Raw genomic sequence first — 18701 nt, 5'->3', positions numbered from 1 at the left:
TCTGTGCGCTTATGCGGTATTAGCAGCCGTTTCCAGCTGTTATCCCCCGGTATGGGGCAGGTCACCCACGCGTTACTCACCCGTCCGCCGCTCAGTCAGTCAAGAATCATCCGAAGAATCTTCTTAACTGCTTCGCTCGACTTGCATGTGTTAAGCACGCCGCCAGCGTTCATCCTGAGCCAGGATCAAACTCTCTGATAAAATGTTTGTTCCAAGTTCAAAATCAACATACTAGCTAATTTATCCCTTTTACTGTTTTAAAGGATCTTTCGATCGTTTTGAATTACTTATTCAGAACTTTCGAGGATGTGTTTCATTGTTTAATTATCAAGGATCTTTGCCGTTCCGACTCGGATCAGCTCATTTATTTTATCACAGAGCTTTTCGTTTGTCAAGAACTTTTTTGATTTATTTTTTGAAGTTTTTTTAACTTCTTCGCCGTTCTTTCGATCAGCAACTCGTTTATTTTATCAAACTCATTCGCTTTTGTCAAGAACTTTTTTAATTTATTTTTTGGATTAGTTTTTTCAAACCTATCACCAACTCTGCTATCTTATCAGATGTGAAGCTGTTTGTCAAGAACTTTTTCCACAAAAAATATCATTTTGTTTTTGGCTTTTAAACGGAGAAGGAGGGATTTGAACCCTCGCGCCGGTTACCCGACCTACACCCTTAGCAGGGGCGCCTCTTCAGCCACTTGAGTACTTCTCCAAATGCCTAAATATAAAATGATATGTGCAGTCACTCATTCGTGACGCATGGTTTATTATACAAAAACCTTACGTTCTTGTCAACCCGTTTTTTCGAATTTTTTGTTTTTTTCTTACTATTATAGAAAATATGCCTTACAGAACCCAAATCAGCCCCCAGAATAGCAGAAAAGAGCGCATATCACGCTCTTTTCTGAAACCGCTACGCGGTTACGACGGCTTCAATTCTCTTCTTTACCATCTCGGCAATCTCTGTTGTCTTCATTCCCTGGTATTCCTCGTATGGGATCGGGTCGAGAAAATGGACTTCTACCGTTACAGGACGGACGGTATTGGAGTCAAACGGAACAAAACAGTTTTTTAACGCAACCGGCACGATCGGGCATTTTGCTTTTACTGCAATCTTGAAGCTGCCGCTTTTAAACTCCAGCAGCTGGTTTCCCTTTCTGCTCCTCGTTCCTTCCGGAAACAGAATGACGTTTTTGCCTTCTTTTACGGCATCGGCCGCCTCATTGATAACCTGCATTGACTGCCGCAGATTCTCCCGGTCCATAAACAGCGCGTGGATGCACGCAAAGACCTGTTTTAAAAACGGAATATGCTCTACCTCTTTTTTGGCAACAACTGTAAAGGTACGCGAGCACGCTCCTGCGATCGCCAGCACATCGTACAGTCCCTGGTGATTCGGATACATCACAAAACCGTCCTGCTCCGGAAGATTTTCTGCTCCATAGGATTCCACAATGACGTTTCCGCCTTTGTTCGCCCGCTGTACAATAAAGCGCAGCATTTTAAAGTGCTCTTCCAGACTGTACTTGTCCGGATGCGCTGCATGGTAACAGAGCCGGCACCACATCCACGGAACCAGAAGCAGATTCCGCAGCACCATCAGTAAAATTCGTTTCATGTTTTTCTTCCCTTCCCCAAACGAGCAAAACGTGCCTGAGCTTTTTTCTCTCAGGCACGTTTTGCGACGCTGTATTATTCCTGCGTTTTCTCAGAAGCCGTTTCGTTCTCTTTCTCCGAAACCGGAGTCTCCTCGGACGCCTCTTTGTCTCTTACTTTTGCAATGCTGGCAACCTTGATTTCACCGTCCACATCCATCAGCTTGACACCGGACGTGATACGTCCCATAACAGAAATGCCGGAGCATGGTGTACGGATAATGATTCCCTCTGTGGTAATCATCATAATCTCATTATCCTCATTGACTGCCTTGGAACCGATCAGGTTTCCGGTCTTTTCGGTAATCTTATAGCATTTGACACCCTTGCCGCCGCGGAGCTGTACGGTAAACTCTGCCATCGGCGTCCGTTTGCCCATGCCGTTTTCGGATACGACAAGGAGATAGTCTCCCTGCGTGCAGATCTGCATGCCGACTACTTCATCGCCGTCCAGAAGGTTGATGCCGCGTACACCCATGGAAACACGGCCTGTCGTACGCACATCGTTTTCCTTGAAGCGGATACACTGGCCGAATTTCGTTACCAGAATAATCTCTTTCTCGTTATCAGTTGTCTTAACTTCAATCAGTTCATCATCATCGCGGAGCGCAATGGCAGCAAGACCCGTTTTTCTGACGTTCTCGTACTCTTCGAGCGGCGTCTTCTTCACCAGTCCCTTTTTCGTTGCCATAAATAGATAATGGCCCTTCTCATATTTACGCATTGGAATAACAGCGGTAATCTTCTCTCCCGGCTGCAGCTGGAGAAGGTTGACAATCGCCGTTCCTCTTGCGGTTCTGGACGCCTCCGGAATCTCGTATGCTTTCAGACGGTAGACTCTTCCCGTATTCGTAAAGAACATGAGGTAATGATGGGTCGTCGTCATCAGAAGCTCCTCGATGTAGTCGTCCTCGATGGTCTGCATGCCCTTGATTCCCTTGCCGCCGCGGTTCTGGCTGCGGAAGTTGTCAACGGTCATACGTTTGATATAGCCCAGTTTCGTCATGGTGATGACGGTATTCTCGCGCGGAATCAGATCCTCCATGGAGAGATCGTACTCATCAAAGCCAATGGAAGTTCTTCTGTCATCGCCGTATTTTTCGGATACGGTCAGAATCTCCCTGCGGATAACGCCAAGAAGCACCTTGCGGTCTGCGAGGATGGCTTTTAACTGCTCGATGCGCGCCATCAGCTCTTTGTACTCGTTCTCGAGCTTCTCCCGTTCCAGACCGGTCAGAGCGCGCAGACGCATGTCTACGATTGCCTGGGCCTGGGCATCACTCAGATCGAAGCGTTCCATCAGGTTCTTCTTTGCCTCTGCCGCATTCGCGGATGCACGGATGATATGGATCACTTCGTCAATATGGTCAAGCGCTTTTAAGAGTCCTTCCAGAATATGGCTTCTCTCCTGCGCTTTGTTCAGGTCGTATTTCGTTCTTCTCGTCACAACCTCTTCCTGGTGCTGCAGATAATACGTCAGCATCTCCAGAAGGTTCATGACTTTCGGCTGATTGTTTACCAGTGCAAGCATGATCACACCAAAGGTATCCTGCATCTGGGTATGTTTGTACAGCTGGTTTAAGATGACGTTTGCATTGGCGTCGCGGCGCAGTTCGATACAGATGCGCATACCCTCACGGTTGGAGTGGTCCGCAATGCCGGTGATGCCGTCGATCTTTTTATCTCTTACCAGCGCGGCGATGTTCTCGATCAGGCGCGCCTTGTTTACCATGTACGGGATCTCGGTTACGATGATCTCGCTCTTTCCGTTCGGCAGTGTCTCGATGTTTGATACCGCACGAACACGGATTTTACCGCGGCCGGTACGGTAGGCCTCGTCGATGCCGCGGGTGCCGAGGATTTCTGCTCCGGTCGGGAAGTCAGGGCCTTTTACAATGCCGAGAATCTCCTCGAGATCTGTCGTACGGTCCTCCTCGATGATATTATCAATAATTTTTACAATGGCACTTACCACCTCGCGCAGATTGTGCGGCGGGATGTTCGTTGCCATACCGACTGCGATACCGGAAGTACCGTTTACCAGAAGGTTCGGGTAGCGGGCCGGCATAACAACAGGCTCTTTTTCGGTTTCATCAAAGTTCGGGGCGAAGTCTACGGTGTCTTTGTTGATATCCGCCAGCATCTCCATCGAGATTTTGCTTAAACGTGCCTCGGTGTATCGCATAGCCGCAGCGCCGTCGCCGTCGACGGAACCGAAGTTCCATGGCCGTCCACCATCGGATAACGGGTTGCCCAGTCCTGTGCCATGTTGACGAGTGCTCCGTAGATAGAGCTGTCGCCGTGCGGGTGATATTTACCCATCGTATCACCGACGATACGCGCGCACTTACGGTGCGGCTTATCCGGCGTATTGTTCAGTTCACTCATGGAGTACAGAATACGTCTCTGTACCGGCTTTAAGCCATCGCGGACGTCTGGAAGTGCACGGGATGCAATTACGCTCATCGCATAGTTGATGTAGGATTCCTCCATCGTGTCTTTCAGATCGACCTCGTGAATTTTATCAAAAACATTATCTTCCATCTTTTCCTCCACTTCAGTTCACAGGACTTTTTAGATATCCAGGTTGTTTGCGTATTTTGCTCTCTCTTCGATAAAGTCACGGCGCGGTTCTACCTTGTCGCCCATGAGCGTATTGAAGGTAAGATCAATTTCAGAAGAATACTCTTCATCGAACACAACGCGGCGCAGAACACGGCGTTCCGGGTCCATGGTGGTCTCCCAGAGCTGCTCCGCATCCATCTCTCCCAGTCCTTTGTAACGCTGGATCTTATTATCTCCGCGTCCGATCTCATTGAGGATCTGATTCATCTGATCGTCATCGTATGCGTACCATACTTTTTTGTTTTTCTCAATCTTGAACAGCGGCGGCTGTGCCAGGTAAACGTGGCCCTGTTTGATCAGCTCCGGCATGAAGCGGTACAGGAACGTCAGCATCAGTGTGTCGATGTGCGCGCCGTCGACATCGGCATCGGTCATGATGATGATCTTGTCGTAGCGCAGTTTGGTGATATCGAAATCGTCGTGGATTCCGGTTCCGAATGCCGTAATCATCGCTTTGATCTCGGCATTGGCATAAATTTTATCGAGACGTGCTTTCTCTACATTCAGGATTTTTCCACGCAGAGGCAGGATCGCCTGCGTTGCACGGCTTCTCGCGGATTTTGCGGAACCGCCCGCGGAATCTCCCTCGACCAAGAAGATCTCACAGTTTTTCGGATCCTTGTCGGTACAGTCTGCCAGTTTTCCAGGCAGGGACATACCGTCCAGTGCGGATTTTCTTCTCGTCAGGTCACGCGCTTTTCTTGCAGCCTCTCTCGCACGCTGGGAAAGCAGGGACTTTTCAACGATCGTTTTTGCGACAGCCGGGTTCTGCTCCAGGAACAGCTCGAGCTGAGTGCTCACGATATTGTCGACTGCTCCTCTCGCCTCGCTGTTTCCAAGTTTCTGCTTTGTCTGGCCCTCGAACTGCGGCTCCTCGATTTTGATGCTGACAATCGCCGTCATACCCTCGCGGATATCCTCTCCGGTCAGGTTCGGTTCGCTGTCTTTTAACAGTTTATTTGCTCTTGCATATTCATTAAAGGTTTTCGTCAGCGCATTCCGGAAGCCCACGATATGGGTACCGCCCTCCGGTGTCGTAATGTTGTTGACAAAACCATACGTATTTTCCTGATAGGAATCGTTGTGCTGCATTGCAACCTCAACAAGAACGCCGTCTCTTTCTCCCTCGCAGTAGATGATGTCCGGGTAGAGCGCCGTTTTGCTCTTGTTCAGGTAGCTGACAAACTCTTTGATACCGCCCTCGTAGTGGAATGCTTTTTCCACTACCGGATCCGTGCGCAGATCGCGCAGAACAATGCGCAGTCCCTTGGTCAGAAATGCGGTCTCGCGGAGTCTTGTTTTTAAAACGTCGTAATCATAAACCGTCTCCTCGAACATCGTGTCATCCGGCAGGAAACGGACCTCGGTACCTGTTTTTTCGATCGGACAGGTATCGATGACCTCCAGCTTATTCATGGTTTTTCCGCGCTCATACCGCTGGAAATAAACCTTTCCATCGTGATAAACGCGCACCTCAAGCCAGTTGGACAGCGCATTTACAACGGATGCACCAACGCCGTGCAGACCGCCGGATACCTTGTACCCTCCGCCGCCGAACTTTCCGCCTGCGTGCAGCACCGTAAAGACAACCTCAACGGCCGGAAGGCCCGACTTATGATTGATGCCGACCGGAATACCACGGCCGTCGTCGATGACGGTGATGGAGTTGTCCGGGTTAATCGTAACGTCAATATTTTTGCAGTATCCTGCCAGTGCCTCGTCTACCGAGTTGTCGACAATCTCATAGACAGATGGTGAAGTCCCCGTGCGGAGGTACTGCCGATATACATACCTGGGCGCTTCCGTACGGCTTCCAGACCCTCCAGAATCTGAATCTGGTCTGCACCATACTCTGTCTTTTCCATGTTCTCTGTACTCATTTAGATTCCTCCTGTTTCTTTGTGAAACACAGATCCCTCGACCACCTGGAATACGCTGTTTGCCTCAAAATGATTTTCGACAAACTCGTCCAGTCCGGTACAGGTAATCAGTGTCTGTATGCTGTGAATGCTCTGCAGAAGATAATTCTGCCGGCTGCCGTCCAGCTCCGACAAAACATCATCCAGCAGTAAAACCGGTGTATCGTGAATTTCCTCCTCGACCAGACGGATCTCCGCCAATTTCAGCGAAAGCGCCGCCGTCCTCTGCTGACCCTGGGAACCGTATTTACGGATATCAATGTCGTTGACCCGCACACAGAAATCGTCCCGGTGCGGCCCGGTGTAGGACTGTCCGAAACGCAGATCACGCTCTCTTCCGGCTTTTAACTCTTCGGAAAACGCTTCCTCGGACACATTCGGTTCATAGGTAATCAGAATCTGCTCCTTTCCTCCGGTCAGATTCTGATGGATCTCGGATAAAATATCATTCAGGCGGCTGATAAATTTTTTCCGCTCGGAAATAATGCTTGTTCCATAGCGGACCATCTGCTCATCCCAGATCTCGAGCGTATCCGCCATTCTGCCGGAAAACGAAATCTCTTTAAGCAGCTTGTTTCTCTGCGCCACCACTTTATTATAATTGGCAAGCTCGATCATGTATAGTCTTGACAATTGACAAATTTCGCTATCCAGGAAACGCCGGCGCTCCGCAGGACCGTTTTTGATGATATTCAGATCCTCCGGAGAGAAAAACACAATATTTACAATGCCAAAAAGTTCCGACGCTTTGCGGATCGGAACTCCATCAATGGCGATTCCCTTGGATTTATTTTTTTTTAGATGCATATCGATTTTATGCGTGCTGCCGTTCCGCTCCACCATCATCCGGATATGGGCTTCCTCCCGGTCAAACTGGATGATTTCGCGGTCCTTGCTGCCACGGTGCGATTTTGTCGTACCCGCGAGATATAAAGCCTCGAGAATATTCGTCTTTCCCTGGGCATTGTCGCCGTAGAGAATATTCGTTCCGGGGCTGATATTTATGCATAAACTCTCATAATTCCGATAGTTCTTCAGTTCTAAAGATTTGATATACATGAGCACTCGTCCGTGAAAAATCAGCTTAAGTTTTTAAGCCTTATTTTTTAATTTGTATCTCATTTCCATTGTAGCAGACAACATCTCCGTCATAGAGCTTGCGGCCGCGGCGGGTATCTACTTCACCGTTTACGGTCACTTCGCCGTCCTTGATGACGAGCTTTGCTTCCACGCCGTCTTCTACCAGAGCCGCAGCTTTTAATGCCTGGCCCAGTTTGATGTAATCTTCACGCAGCGTAATAATTTCCATTTTTTCCTCCTGCACTGCCGTGCCTTTTCCTCACGTAAGTTCGCAGTTTTCAACCTGTGTGGCTGTAAAACCGCTGAAAGTTCTTTCAGAAAAGGTTCCGGCAGATTTCAAACTTATGTGACTTATCTCACGGAATTGAAGTTTACCGGCAGAATCAGGTAGATATAGCTCTCTTCTTCGTTCCGGATAAAACATGGAGCCTTCGGGTTGACCAGATAAATCGAAATCTCCTCGTCGTCAATAACACGAAGTGCATCGATCAGGAATTTCGGGTTAAAACCGATCATAATATCCTTGCCTTCTTTGTTGATATCGATCTCTTCTTTCATGGAACCCATCGCGGAGTTGATCTGCAGTTCCATCGCTCCATCCTGGATGTCGATGATGATCGGTTTTTTGTCGCCTTCTTTGACAAGAAGCGTCGCACGGTCGATACAGCTTAAGAATTCTTTTTTGTTGATCGTCACTTTTGTCTCGTAATCACTCGAAAGCATCTGGTCGATGCGGAAATATTCACCGTCGATCAGTCTGGAAACGACCGTTGTATCATCGAACTTGAACATAATGTGGTTTTCCGAGAAGTAAATATCAATCTGATCATCCATCTCACCGGACAGAATTTTGCTGATTTCGTTCAGGGTTTTTCCCGGAACAACGACTTTTCGGTCCGGATACGAATCTTTCAGCTCAATTCTGCGGATCGCAATACGGTGTCCGTCCAGAGATACGACGCGAAGTGTGTTATCTTTGATTTCAAAAAGCTCACCGGTCATCAGTTTGTTGTTCTCATTGGCTGCAATGGAGAAAATGGTCTGACGGATCAGTTCTTTTAAGGTGAACTGGGAAATGGAAACACAATCGGAAGTTTCGAGAATCGGCAGATAGGAAAAATCTTCTCCTGACTGTCCCGGAATGTTAAATTTTGCTTTTTCACACGTAATCGTGGTTACCAGATTTTCATCTGTTTCTATTGTAACCTGATTATCCGGAAGTTTTCTTACGATCTCAGAAAAAATCTTTGCATCCAGAGCAACAATACCGCGTTCCAGAATCATACCTGTGACGATGGTTTCGATTCCGAGTTCCATATCGTTGGAGGTAAATTTGATCACGTTGGAAGATGCATCAATCAGAATGCATTCCAGAATCGGCATGGTTGTTTTACCGGAGACAGCTTTCATAGCGATACCAACGCTTTTTACAAGGTCTGCTTTGTCAAACACTAATTTCATAATTGTGGATAACTCTCCTTTCCTCACTGCTTGGTGAGTCTGCTTATAAAGAAAAAATATAGTAAAAATCCGTAGTCTTAGTCGTAGGGGCTGTGGATATGTGGAAAACCCCGTCAAGAATGCGGAAATACTGGAAAAATCGATCTGTATAACTCTGTGAATAATCGAACGTGAACCTGTGTATGAAATGTTGATAACTTCAGGCCCCAAATTTGTCCACAATTCATCCACAGGCTTTCCACATCGGTTTGTGTATAAATAAGGGCCTGTCAACCGATGAGTTTCTTCTTATATAAATGTAAATCGTTTTTAACCGTTTTGACAGAGTTACAAAGGCTCCGCCTATTTCGACGGGTTGATCTTCTTCTTTAAGATGTCTACCGTGTTGCGGACACTGTCTTTAGCACTCATTTCCTTTTCGATCTTCTCAATGCCGTGCATGACAGTGGTATGATCGCGGTCGCCCATCATTTTTCCGATTCCGGTCAGCGGGGCATCGAGCATTTCGCGGCACAGATACATTGCGATCTGGCGCGGGAATACGATTTTGCTGCTCCGCTTGCTGCCGACAATGTCGGACGGCGTAATATCGAAGTGATCTGCAACGGTGTCGATGATAAATTCCGGCGTGATCACCTTCTTCTCGTTCGGGGAGATGATGTCGCGCAGCACCTGCTCTGCAAGATCAATGTTGATTTCACGTTTTTCAAGGTTTGCGTATGCATGATTTTGTTGAGAGCGCCTTCCAACTCACGGATGTTCGATTTAATATTGGAAGCGATGTATTCGATCACATCGTCGCTGACGGAATAGCCGTCTAATTCCTGTTTCTTTCGGAGAATGGCGATTCGCGTCTCATAATCCGGGCTCTGGATGTCGGCAAGGAGTCCCCATTCGAAACGGGAACGGATGCGGTCTTCCAGGATATCCATGTCTTTCGGGGGACGATCCGAAGAAAGGATGATCTGTTTGTTGGCGCCGTGCAGCGTATTGAAGGTATGGAAAAACTCTTCCTGCGTGGATTCCTTTCCTATAATAAACTGCACATCATCGATGAGAAGTACGTCGATATTGCGGTATTTCTCACGGAATTTGGTCATTGCGGTGTTGTTGCTGTTTCGGATAGCCTCGATGACTTCATTGGTAAATTCTTCACTCGTTACGTAGAGAATCCGCGAAGACGGGTTCTTCTGAAGAATAAAATGTGCGATCGAGTGCATCAGATGGGTTTTGCCCAGTCCAACACCACCGTATAAAAACAGCGGATTGTAGATTTCTCCCGGGGATTCGGCCACGGCGAGAGAAGCTGCATGGGCAAATTTGTTATTGCTGCCGACCACGAAGGTATCAAAGGTATACTTTGGATTCAGGTTCGGCACATAGAGATTTTTCTGGACGGGAGCAGGCGCTTTTTCCTGTTTCACTTCTTCCGGAAGAATAAAGCGGATCTCATAGTTGACACCTGTGATTTCCGCGATTGCCACTTTAATAGGAAGAGTATATTTTTTGCTCACGTAATCGAGACCCATTTTTTCGGATGGAACCAGGATTGTGATCAGATTGTCCTCAACCGAATGGATCGTAAGTGGTTCAATCCATGTAGTAAAGGAGATCTCAGATAATTCGTGCTCGTCCCGCACTCTCTGCAGTATTTCTTTCCATTTATCTTGTACGATTTCCATGCTTTTTCTGTCGCTCCGCTTCTATAATCATTGCTTTTTGGGGATAACTTCTGTCTGGAAAACGAAATTTTCCCCGAATAGTCGCATTTTTACTTCTATATGATATAATAAAATGCCGTTTTATTCAACCCAAAAATGTGGATAATTATTTTTTTATCCACAGAATGTGTAAAAAATTTTCCTGTTGATGAAATGGAGGATAGTTTGTGGATAACAGGGAATCTTATGTTGATAAAATTGTGGATAGAGGGCTGGAAAAACCGAAATGTGTAAAGTCTGGAAAACTTATATACACATTATACATGGCGTAAATACTGGAAAAATTGGAAATGCCCACAGGTTGTACACAGCAAAACCGAAAGTTATCCACAAGGTTATCCACAGATTGTGGATAATGTTGATTACGGTTACAAGATATCGTGTGGAAAGCACAAAAATCGAACTGGTATTTGTACGCGTGCGGCGGACAGTGTGGATAAGTTGTGGATAAACCGAAAATCAGCACACGGAAGGCACGGGCAGCGGCAGACCGGAAAACCGCGTCAGAGCGGCATTTTTCCCGAAAAAACTGCGAAAATTATTGATTTTAGGGTTGACGAAATGGGGGTTTATGAATATAATTGAAATGATGTTTTCTGTCATACATGTAGTGAAATACTGCCTTGCAGGCAGTTATTGATTAGAATTTAAAGGAGGTGCCTTATCTTATGAAAATGACATTTCAGCCGAAAAAAAGATCCAGAGCTAAAGTTCACGGATTCAGAGCAAGAATGAGCACAAAAGGTGGAAGAAAAGTTTTAGCTGCAAGAAGATTAAAAGGAAGAAAAAAATTATCAGCATAAAACCAAAGGCCGCATAAATTTTATGTGGTCTTTTCTTCTATCTAAAGCTATTCAATGAAAAGAAAATTTAGACAAATCATGAAGGAAAGAATGGATTCATGAAATATTCGGAAAGCCTGAAAAAAAACAGAGATTTTCAGCTGGTTTATAAGCAGGGAACATCGTTTGCAAACCGATTTCTGGTCATGTATGTGAAGAAAAATCAGCTGGGACGGAACCGGATTGGAATTTCAGTAAGTAAAAAGGTGGGAAACAGCGTTGTGCGCCACCATCTGGCGAGACTGATCCGGGAGAGTTATCGTCTGCATGAAGAGGAATTTCAGTGTGGAATGGATGTAGTTGTGATCGCAAGAGTTAATGCAAAAAACTGTACGTATTTCGAGATAGAGGGAGCACTTTTGCATCTGGGAAAACTGCATCATATATTAAAGGAAACAGAAGAATGAAGACGGTATTGATAAAAGGTATCCGGTTTTATCAGAAGTACCTGTCTCCTCTGAAGAGGGTGCACTGCCCTTATACGCCGACCTGCTCGCAGTACGGGCTGGAAGCGATTCAGAAATATGGTGCTTTCAAAGGAAGTCTGCTGGCATTATGGAGAATACTGAGATGTAACCCGTTTTCACACGGAGGTTACGACCCTGTGCCGTAGATAAATAAGGAGGAAAAGACGTTTTGGATATCGTACTGAGTAAATCAACGTGGCCGATTATCGGGTGGGTATGCCAGATCCTCGGCTGGCTGATCAATGGAATTTATTTTTGTCTGGAAAAAATTGGAATTCCGAATATCGGTATTGCGATTATTCTGTATACGATTATCATTTATCTCGTTCTGACGCCGCTTCAGATCAAGCAGCAGAAGATGTCGAAGATGATGAGCGTAATGCAGCCGGATCTGCAGAGAATTGAAAAGAAATATCAGAACAAAAAAGACCAGGCTTCTCAGATGAAAAAATCTGAAGAAACCATGGCAGTTTATCAGAAATACGGTGTCTCCCCGACAGGAAGCTGCAGTACACTGCTGATTCAGATGCCGATTCTGCTTGCACTGTACCAGGTTATCTATCATATTCCGGGATATATCGGAAGTGTCCGCAATGTATTCCAGGGACTGACAACACAGATGATGGGTGTATCAGGATATTCTGACATCCTGACACAGTTTATCACAGATAACCGTGTTACCATGTACAGTAAAGTAAGTGAAACATTAACCGAAAATAACCTTCTGGACATGTTTTATGTGCTGAAACCGTCCCAGTGGACGAAGCTGGCTGACATCAGCGAGTTCTCCGGTATTGCGGATACCATTACAAAAACCGCCGCGGAGTCCAAGCATATCAACATGTTCCTTGGATTTAATATCACACAGTCTCCGATGGATGTCATCCGCGAGGGTATGGCAAACGGATCTGCGCTTCTGATTGCAGGAGCAATTCTGGTGCCGATTCTGGCATGGTTTACCCAGTGGCTGAACTACAAGCTGATGCCGCAGGCACCATCTTCCAACAACGGAAATAAGACAGCAAATTCCATGGAAAATTCCATGAAGACCATGAACACGGTAATGCCTGTTTTTTCCGCATTTATGTGTTTATCGTTCTCCATCGGTATTGGTATTTACTGGATTGCAGGTGCGCTTGTTCGAAGCGTACAGCAGGTTGTGATCAACCGTCATATGTCCTCGATTGACATGGATGAGGTGATCCGCAAAAATCAGGAAAAAGCGGCCAAGAAGAGAGAAAAAGCCGGCCTTCCGCCGCAGAAAATCACACAGGCTGCAACGCAGAGTGTGCGTAATATTCAGGTACAGGAGAACGAAGAGCCGTCTGCTGAGGAAAAAGAGGCAGCAAGAAAAGCTTCGACTGAGTATTACAACAGTAATCAGGAATACCGCGCCGGAAGCATCGCTGCGAAAGCAAACATGGTAAAACAGTTTGATGAAAAGAACAGCAAAAAGAAAAAATAGGGGGTAAATCTTTATGGAGTTTATCGAAGTATCCGCAAAAACCGTGGACGACGCTATTACAAAAGCCTGCATTGAGCTTCAGGCTGCCAGCGATAAACTGGAGATCCAGGTCATCAGCGAAGGCAGTTCCGGATTCTTTGGAATCGGAAGTAAACCGGCTGTGATCCGTGCCGCTGTAAAAGCCGCACCGGAAAAAGAACCGGAAGCACCCCAGAAACCAGAGAAAAAAGAGGCAGCTCCTGCACCGGTAAAGGAAGCGCCGAAAAAAGAAGCTGTAAAGAAAGAAACGGAAAGAAAATCTGCTCCGCGTCAGGCAGAAACTGCAAGACGCTCCGAGCCAAGAGAAGAGCGTGAAGTAGTTCAGAGAACAGACGAGGAAATCGCCCAGATCAAGGCAACGGCACTTGAGTTCTTAAGCGGTGTATTCAAAGCCATGGAGCTCCCGGTTGAGATCCAGATGGAGTATAATGCCGAGAACGGTTCTCTTGAAGTTGATTTTGCCGGTGAGGATATGGGCATCCTGATCGGCAAAAGAGGACAGACGCTGGATTCCCTTCAGTATCTGACCAGCCTTGTAGTCAATAAAGAGCAGAAGGATTACGTTCGTGTCAAACTTGATACGGAAAATTACCGCAAGCGCAGAAAAGAAACACTGGAAAACCTGGCAAGAAACATCGCTTACAAAGTGAAAAAGACCAGAAGACCGGTTTCTCTGGAGCCAATGAATCCTTACGAGAGAAGAATCATCCACTCTGCACTGCAGGGAAATAAATTTGTGGAGACCTACAGCGAGGGCAGCGAGCCATATCGCCACGTTGTTGTAGCGCCGAAACGATAAGAAAGCGTAAAAAATATGCAAAAAGACGGTACCTGTGTAAAATACGGGGTACCGTCTTTTCTGGTTTTCTGCTAAAATGGAACTATTCAGAGCCATGCGAGAGGAAAGAAAAAATGTGGATCTGAATACTGGGATCCCCAAAAAGAGAGGTTTTAGAAAGGACTGGAAACAATGGCAGGATTTCATTTGGATGATACGATTGCTGCGGTGTCCACAGCGATGGCGCCGGCGGGCATTGGTATTGTAAGAATCAGCGGAAACGATGCGTTCGAAGTGGCGGACCGCGTATTCCGTGCAAAAAAAGAAGGAAAAAAGCTTTCCGCGGTCAAATCCCATACGATTCATTATGGCTGGATTACCGAAGGGGAGGAAGTGATTGATGAGGTCCTTGTCATGGTGATGAAAGGGCCGAAAACATATACGGGCGAGAATACCGTCGAGATCGACTGTCACGGCGGGGTGCTGGCGGTGAAAAAAGTGCTCGAGGCAGTCTTAAATGCCGGTGCGCGGGCAGCAGATCCGGGCGAGTTTACGAAACGGGCGTTTCTGAACGGAAGAATGGATCTGACGCAGGCCGAGGCGGTTATGGATGTCATCTCGGCAAAGAGTGCGTATGCCTTAAAAAGCTCCGAGAGCCAGCTGCGCGGAACGGTGAAAAAGGCGATCCGGGCAATTCGCGAGAAGCTGATTTATGAGATCGCGTTTATCGAGTCGGCGCTTGATGACCCGGAGCACATCAGTCTGGACGGATACCCGGAGCGGCTGGCCGTGGTTGTTGCGGAGCAGAAAAAACAGGTTGAAAAGCTCCTGGCATCTGCGGATGAGGGTAAGATGATCCAGGAGGGCATCAAGACAGTTATTCTTGGAAAGCCGAATGCCGGAAATCATCGCTTTTAAATCTGCTGGCAGGCGAGGAAAAAGCGATTGTGACGGATATCGCCGGAACGACACGCGACGTGCTCGAGGAAAATCTGGTCTTAAAGGGCATTTCCCTTCGGATTCTGGATACGGCGGGGATCCGAAAAACGGCGGATACGGTCGAGAAAATCGGTGTGGATCGTGCTTTGGAGCATGCAAAGGACGCAGATCTGATTCTCTATGTGGTGGATGCATCCGTGCCGCTCGATGAGAATGATGCAAAAATCATGGAAATCCTGAAAGGGCGCAAGGCGATTGTGCTGCTGAATAAGTCGGATCTGACTGCGGTGATCGAAAAAGAGGAGATGGAGCAAAAGACAGGCGCTCCGGTCATCAGCATTTCCGCGCGGGAAGAGACGGGTATGGAAGAGCTGGAGGAACAGATGAAAAAGATGTTTTTCCAGGGCGAAATTTCGTTCAACGATGAGGTTTACATCACGAATGCGCGCCATAAACAGGCGCTTCTGGAAGCAAAAAAGAGTCTGGAGCTGACGGCAGGCAGCATCGAAATGGGTATGCCGGAGGATTTCTTTTCCATTGATCTTATGAATGCGTATGAGGAGCTGGGTTCGATCATCGGTGAAGCGGTGGGAGAAGACCTTGTGAATGAGATTTTCAGCAAGTTCTGTACGGGTAAATAAAGGCAGCAAATGCAGATTACGAAGATCTGCCGGAATAGAGTTACAAGGAACGACAGCCGGATTTTGACAGAGTAGAAAAAGCTTAAGGCAAAATTCAAAGCTGTAGATAGAGAAAGAGGATAAAAGAAAAATGGCAGTTTTAGAAGAAACAATTGATATTGCCGTCATCGGCGCAGGCCATGCGGGATGCGAGGCAGCGCTTGCGGCAGCGCGGATGGGGCTGGAAACGGTTGTATTTACGGTAAGTGTCGACAGCATCGCCATGATGCCGTGCAACCCGAATATCGGAGGCACGTCGAAGGGACACCTCGTAAAAGAAATCGATGCGCTCGGCGGCGAGATGGGCAAAAATATTGACAAAACGTTCATACAGTCGAAAATGCTGAATCAATCGAAGGGACCGGCGGTGCATTCGCTGCGTGCGCAGGCGGATAAGCGGGCGTACAGCCAGTCGATGCGCGAGGTTCTCGAAAATACCGATCATCTGACGATCCGCCAGATGGAGATTGCGGAGCTGATCGTGGAAGACGGTGTTCTGACGGGTGTAAAGGCCGTTTCCGGCGCGGTTTACCACTGTAAGGCTGCCGTCCTCTGTACCGGCGTTTATCTGAATGCACGGTGCATTTACGGCGATGTGAGCACGTATACCGGCCCGAACGGCCTGCAGGCGGCGACGCATCTGACGGATTCCCTGAAAGCGAACGGCGTGGAGATGGTGCGTTTTAAAACAGGAACACCGGCGCGTATTGACAAGCGGAGCATTGACTTTTCGAAAATGGAAGAGCAGTTTGGCGATGAGCGCGTTGTGCCGTTCTCATTCTCGACCGATCCGGAGAGCGTACAGATCGATCAGGAATCCTGCTGGCTGACGTATACGAATGAAGAAACGCACAAAATTATCCGCGAAAACCTCGACCGGTCGCCGCTGTATTCCGGCATGATCGAGGGAACAGGCCCGCGGTACTGTCCATCCATTGAAGATAAAGTTGTAAAATTTGCCGATAAAAACCGCCATCAGGTGTTCCTGGAGCCGGAGGGACGATACACGAACGAGATGTACGTCGGCGGCATGTCAAGCTCGCTGCCGGAGGATGTGCAGATTGCGATGTATCACACCGTGCCGGGTCTGGAGCATGCAAAAATCGTGCGGAATGCGTATGCGATCGAGTACGACTGCATCAACCCGAGACAGCTTCTGCCGTCCCTCGAGTTCAAGGCGATCAAAAATCTGTTTTCCGGCGGCCAGTTTAACGGTAGTTCGGGATATGAAGAGGCTGCGGCACAGGGTCTGATCGCGGGTATCAACGCAGCGCTCCGCGTACAGGGAAAAGAGAAATTGGTGCTCGACCGTTCGGAGTCGTATATCGGCGTTCTGATCGACGACCTTGTGACGAAAGAGAACCATGAGCCGTACCGTATGATGACGAGCCGCGCGGAATACCGTCTGCTGCTCCGTCAGGACAACGCGGATCTGCGTCTGCGCAAATACGGCTACCGCGTGGGTCTGATCAGCGAGGAGCAGTATGAGGCACTGAAAGTAAAAGAACAGCGGATTCAGGAAGAGATTGAGCGCGTGGAGAATACGTATGTGGGAACGAGCTCGAACATCAATGAGCTTCTGGAAGAGTATGGATCAACGCTGCTTTCCGGCGGAAGTTCGCTCGCAGAGCTGATCCGCCGACCGGAGCTGAATTATAAGATGCTGGCGGAAGTAGATCCGAAAAGACCCAAGCTGCCGGAGGATGTGCAGGAGCAGGTCAACATCAACATCAAGTACGACGCTACATTAAGCGCCAGATGAAGCAGGTGGAGCAGTTTAAGAAGATGGAAGAGAAGAAGATCCCGGAGAACATCAATTACGACGAGATCCAGAGCCTGCGCATCGAGGCGAAACAGAAGCTGAACCTGTACCGTCCGATCAACATCGGCCAGGCGTCACGTATTTCGGGCGTTTCCCCGGCGGATATTTCGGTTCTGCTGGTGTATCTGGGACATAAATAAAGGACAGATATGCATGCCTGAATTACATTCTTATGCAGCGAAACAGCAAGTGTTTTGATACTGCGTGGACAGGAACAAAAAGTGCAGCGGGCACTTGGAAGAATAGAGTAGAACGGAGAACAACATGAAAGAATACAATCTTGAAGGATTTGAGCGCGGCCTTTTTGAGCTTGGAATCACACTTTCCGAGGAGCAGAAGACGCAGTTTCTGCAGTATTATGAGCTGCTTGTAGAGTGGAATTCGTTTATGAATCTGACGGCGATTACGGAGTTCGATCAGGTGATTACGAAGCATTTTCTCGACAGTCTGTCGCTGGTGAAGGTCTGTGATGTGGAACAGGCGGGACGCATTCTCGACGTGGGAACGGGAGCCGGTTTTCCGGGAATCCCGCTGAAAATCGCGTTTCCGGAGGTGGAAGTTGTATTGCTGGATTCACTGAATAAGAGGGTGAAATTCCTGAATGAGGTGATCGGACAGCTTGGCCTTTCGAAAATCACGGCGGTTCACGGAAGAGCCGAGGATTTCGCACGCCAGAAGGATTACCGGGAGCAGTTTGATCTCGTGGTGTCGCGGGCAGTGGCGAATTTAAGCTCCCTTTCGGAATATTGTCTGCCATATGTGAAGGTGGGAGGACGGTTTGTCTCGTATAAATCGGGCAAATTGAATGAGGAGCTTACTGCGGCCCAAAAAGCGATTCATGTGCTTGGCGGCGAGGCAAAAGAGCCGGTTTATTTCCAGCTTACGGGAACGGAGGATGAGAGATCGTTTGTCTGTATCGAGAAGGGGAAGGCAACGCCGAAAAAGTACCCGAGAAAAGCGGGAACACCGGCGAAGGAGCCGATTCAGTAAAGAATAGATTTTTTGAGAAAGCTAAAAAAGAAACAAAAGTGTAAAAGGTGAAATCAGAAGAGGTTGTTATGCCGAGTAAGTTGGCATAATAACCTCTTCTGATTTTTTATGTATATATACGATTAAATGTCTGGAAAATTACACTTTTGAGCAAAAAAACAATTCTCCTATTTGCAGTATTTTGCGCTGAATATTTGTGAAAATATGATAATTGTTAAA

At 47.5% G+C, this 18701-nt stretch carries 10 protein-coding genes, 1 tRNA gene, 1 rRNA gene and 5 pseudogenes; 8 read left to right on the top strand and 9 right to left on the bottom strand.

Going from position 1 to position 18701, the window contains the following annotated elements; translation table 11 throughout:
• From DWZ60_RS15550 to dnaA, 9 genes and pseudogenes are all read right to left on the bottom strand, one after another.
• Positions 1 to 201 (bottom strand): 16S ribosomal RNA (locus DWZ60_RS15550); the annotation flags it as partial.
• A gap of 422 nt (positions 202 to 623) precedes the next feature.
• A tRNA-Ser gene (locus tag DWZ60_RS15545) sits at positions 624 to 711 on the bottom strand.
• Positions 712 to 912: 201 nt separating this feature from the next.
• Positions 913 to 1617, bottom strand: a complete 705-nt coding sequence (locus DWZ60_RS15540; RefSeq protein ID WP_117762034.1) for a lysophospholipid acyltransferase family protein — start codon at positions 1615 to 1617, stop codon at positions 913 to 915.
• Between the two features lie 74 nt (positions 1618 to 1691).
• Positions 1692 to 4198 (bottom strand): annotated as a pseudogene (gyrA, locus tag DWZ60_RS15535) (DNA gyrase subunit A).
• A gap of 30 nt (positions 4199 to 4228) precedes the next feature.
• A pseudogene (gene gyrB / locus DWZ60_RS15530) lies at positions 4229 to 6159 on the bottom strand (DNA topoisomerase (ATP-hydrolyzing) subunit B).
• Complete coding sequence (gene recF / locus DWZ60_RS15525) at positions 6160 to 7257, bottom strand: DNA replication/repair protein RecF (RefSeq protein ID WP_022462276.1); 1098 nt, start codon at positions 7255 to 7257, stop codon at positions 6160 to 6162.
• 40 nt (positions 7258 to 7297) lie between these two features.
• Positions 7298 to 7507: an RNA-binding S4 domain-containing protein gene (locus DWZ60_RS15520; RefSeq protein WP_022462275.1), complete on the bottom strand. Its 210-nt coding sequence runs from the start codon at positions 7505 to 7507 to the stop codon at positions 7298 to 7300.
• A gap of 122 nt (positions 7508 to 7629) precedes the next feature.
• A complete protein-coding gene (dnaN, locus tag DWZ60_RS15515; RefSeq protein ID WP_022462274.1) occupies positions 7630 to 8739 on the bottom strand; it encodes a DNA polymerase III subunit beta in 1110 nt (369 codons plus the stop codon).
• Between the two features lie 342 nt (positions 8740 to 9081).
• Positions 9082 to 10421 (bottom strand): annotated as a pseudogene (dnaA, locus tag DWZ60_RS15510) (chromosomal replication initiator protein DnaA).
• A 707-nt stretch (positions 10422 to 11128) separates the two neighbouring features.
• Between dnaA and rpmH the strand changes: the two are divergent.
• From rpmH to rsmG, 8 genes and pseudogenes are all read left to right on the top strand, one after another.
• Entirely contained in the window at positions 11129 to 11263 is a 135-nt protein-coding gene (gene rpmH / locus DWZ60_RS15505; protein ID WP_005952426.1) for a 50S ribosomal protein L34, read from the top strand.
• A gap of 98 nt (positions 11264 to 11361) precedes the next feature.
• On the top strand, positions 11362 to 11709 hold the full coding sequence (rnpA, locus tag DWZ60_RS15500; RefSeq protein WP_055266700.1) for a ribonuclease P protein component: 348 nt from the start codon (positions 11362 to 11364) through the stop codon (positions 11707 to 11709).
• Positions 11706 to 11915: a membrane protein insertion efficiency factor YidD gene (gene yidD, locus DWZ60_RS15495; protein ID WP_022462271.1), complete on the top strand. Its 210-nt coding sequence runs from the start codon at positions 11706 to 11708 to the stop codon at positions 11913 to 11915. The genes rnpA and yidD overlap by 4 nt, the downstream gene beginning before the upstream one ends.
• 23 nt (positions 11916 to 11938) lie before the next feature.
• Positions 11939 to 13234: a YidC/Oxa1 family membrane protein insertase gene (yidC, locus tag DWZ60_RS15490; RefSeq protein WP_118750376.1), complete on the top strand. Its 1296-nt coding sequence runs from the start codon at positions 11939 to 11941 to the stop codon at positions 13232 to 13234.
• A 13-nt stretch (positions 13235 to 13247) separates the two neighbouring features.
• Positions 13248 to 14072 (top strand): RNA-binding cell elongation regulator Jag/EloR, encoded by an 825-nt coding sequence (gene jag, locus DWZ60_RS15485; protein ID WP_022462269.1) that lies wholly within the window; start codon positions 13248 to 13250, stop codon positions 14070 to 14072.
• A gap of 171 nt (positions 14073 to 14243) precedes the next feature.
• Positions 14244 to 15631 (top strand): annotated as a pseudogene (gene mnmE, locus DWZ60_RS21000) (tRNA uridine-5-carboxymethylaminomethyl(34) synthesis GTPase MnmE).
• Positions 15632 to 15761: 130 nt separating this feature from the next.
• Positions 15762 to 17632: pseudogene (mnmG, locus tag DWZ60_RS15475) on the top strand (tRNA uridine-5-carboxymethylaminomethyl(34) synthesis enzyme MnmG).
• Between the two features lie 124 nt (positions 17633 to 17756).
• On the top strand, positions 17757 to 18482 hold the full coding sequence (gene rsmG / locus DWZ60_RS15470) for a 16S rRNA (guanine(527)-N(7))-methyltransferase RsmG (RefSeq protein ID WP_118720400.1): 726 nt from the start codon (positions 17757 to 17759) through the stop codon (positions 18480 to 18482).
• Positions 18483 to 18701: the final 219 nt, after the last annotated feature.

It is taken from the genome of Blautia sp. AF34-10 (assembly GCF_003477865.1).
Taxonomy (GTDB): Bacteria; Bacillota; Clostridia; order Lachnospirales; family Lachnospiraceae; genus Fusicatenibacter; species Fusicatenibacter saccharivorans.
This window is presented reverse-complemented; position numbering and strand designations above follow the sequence as displayed.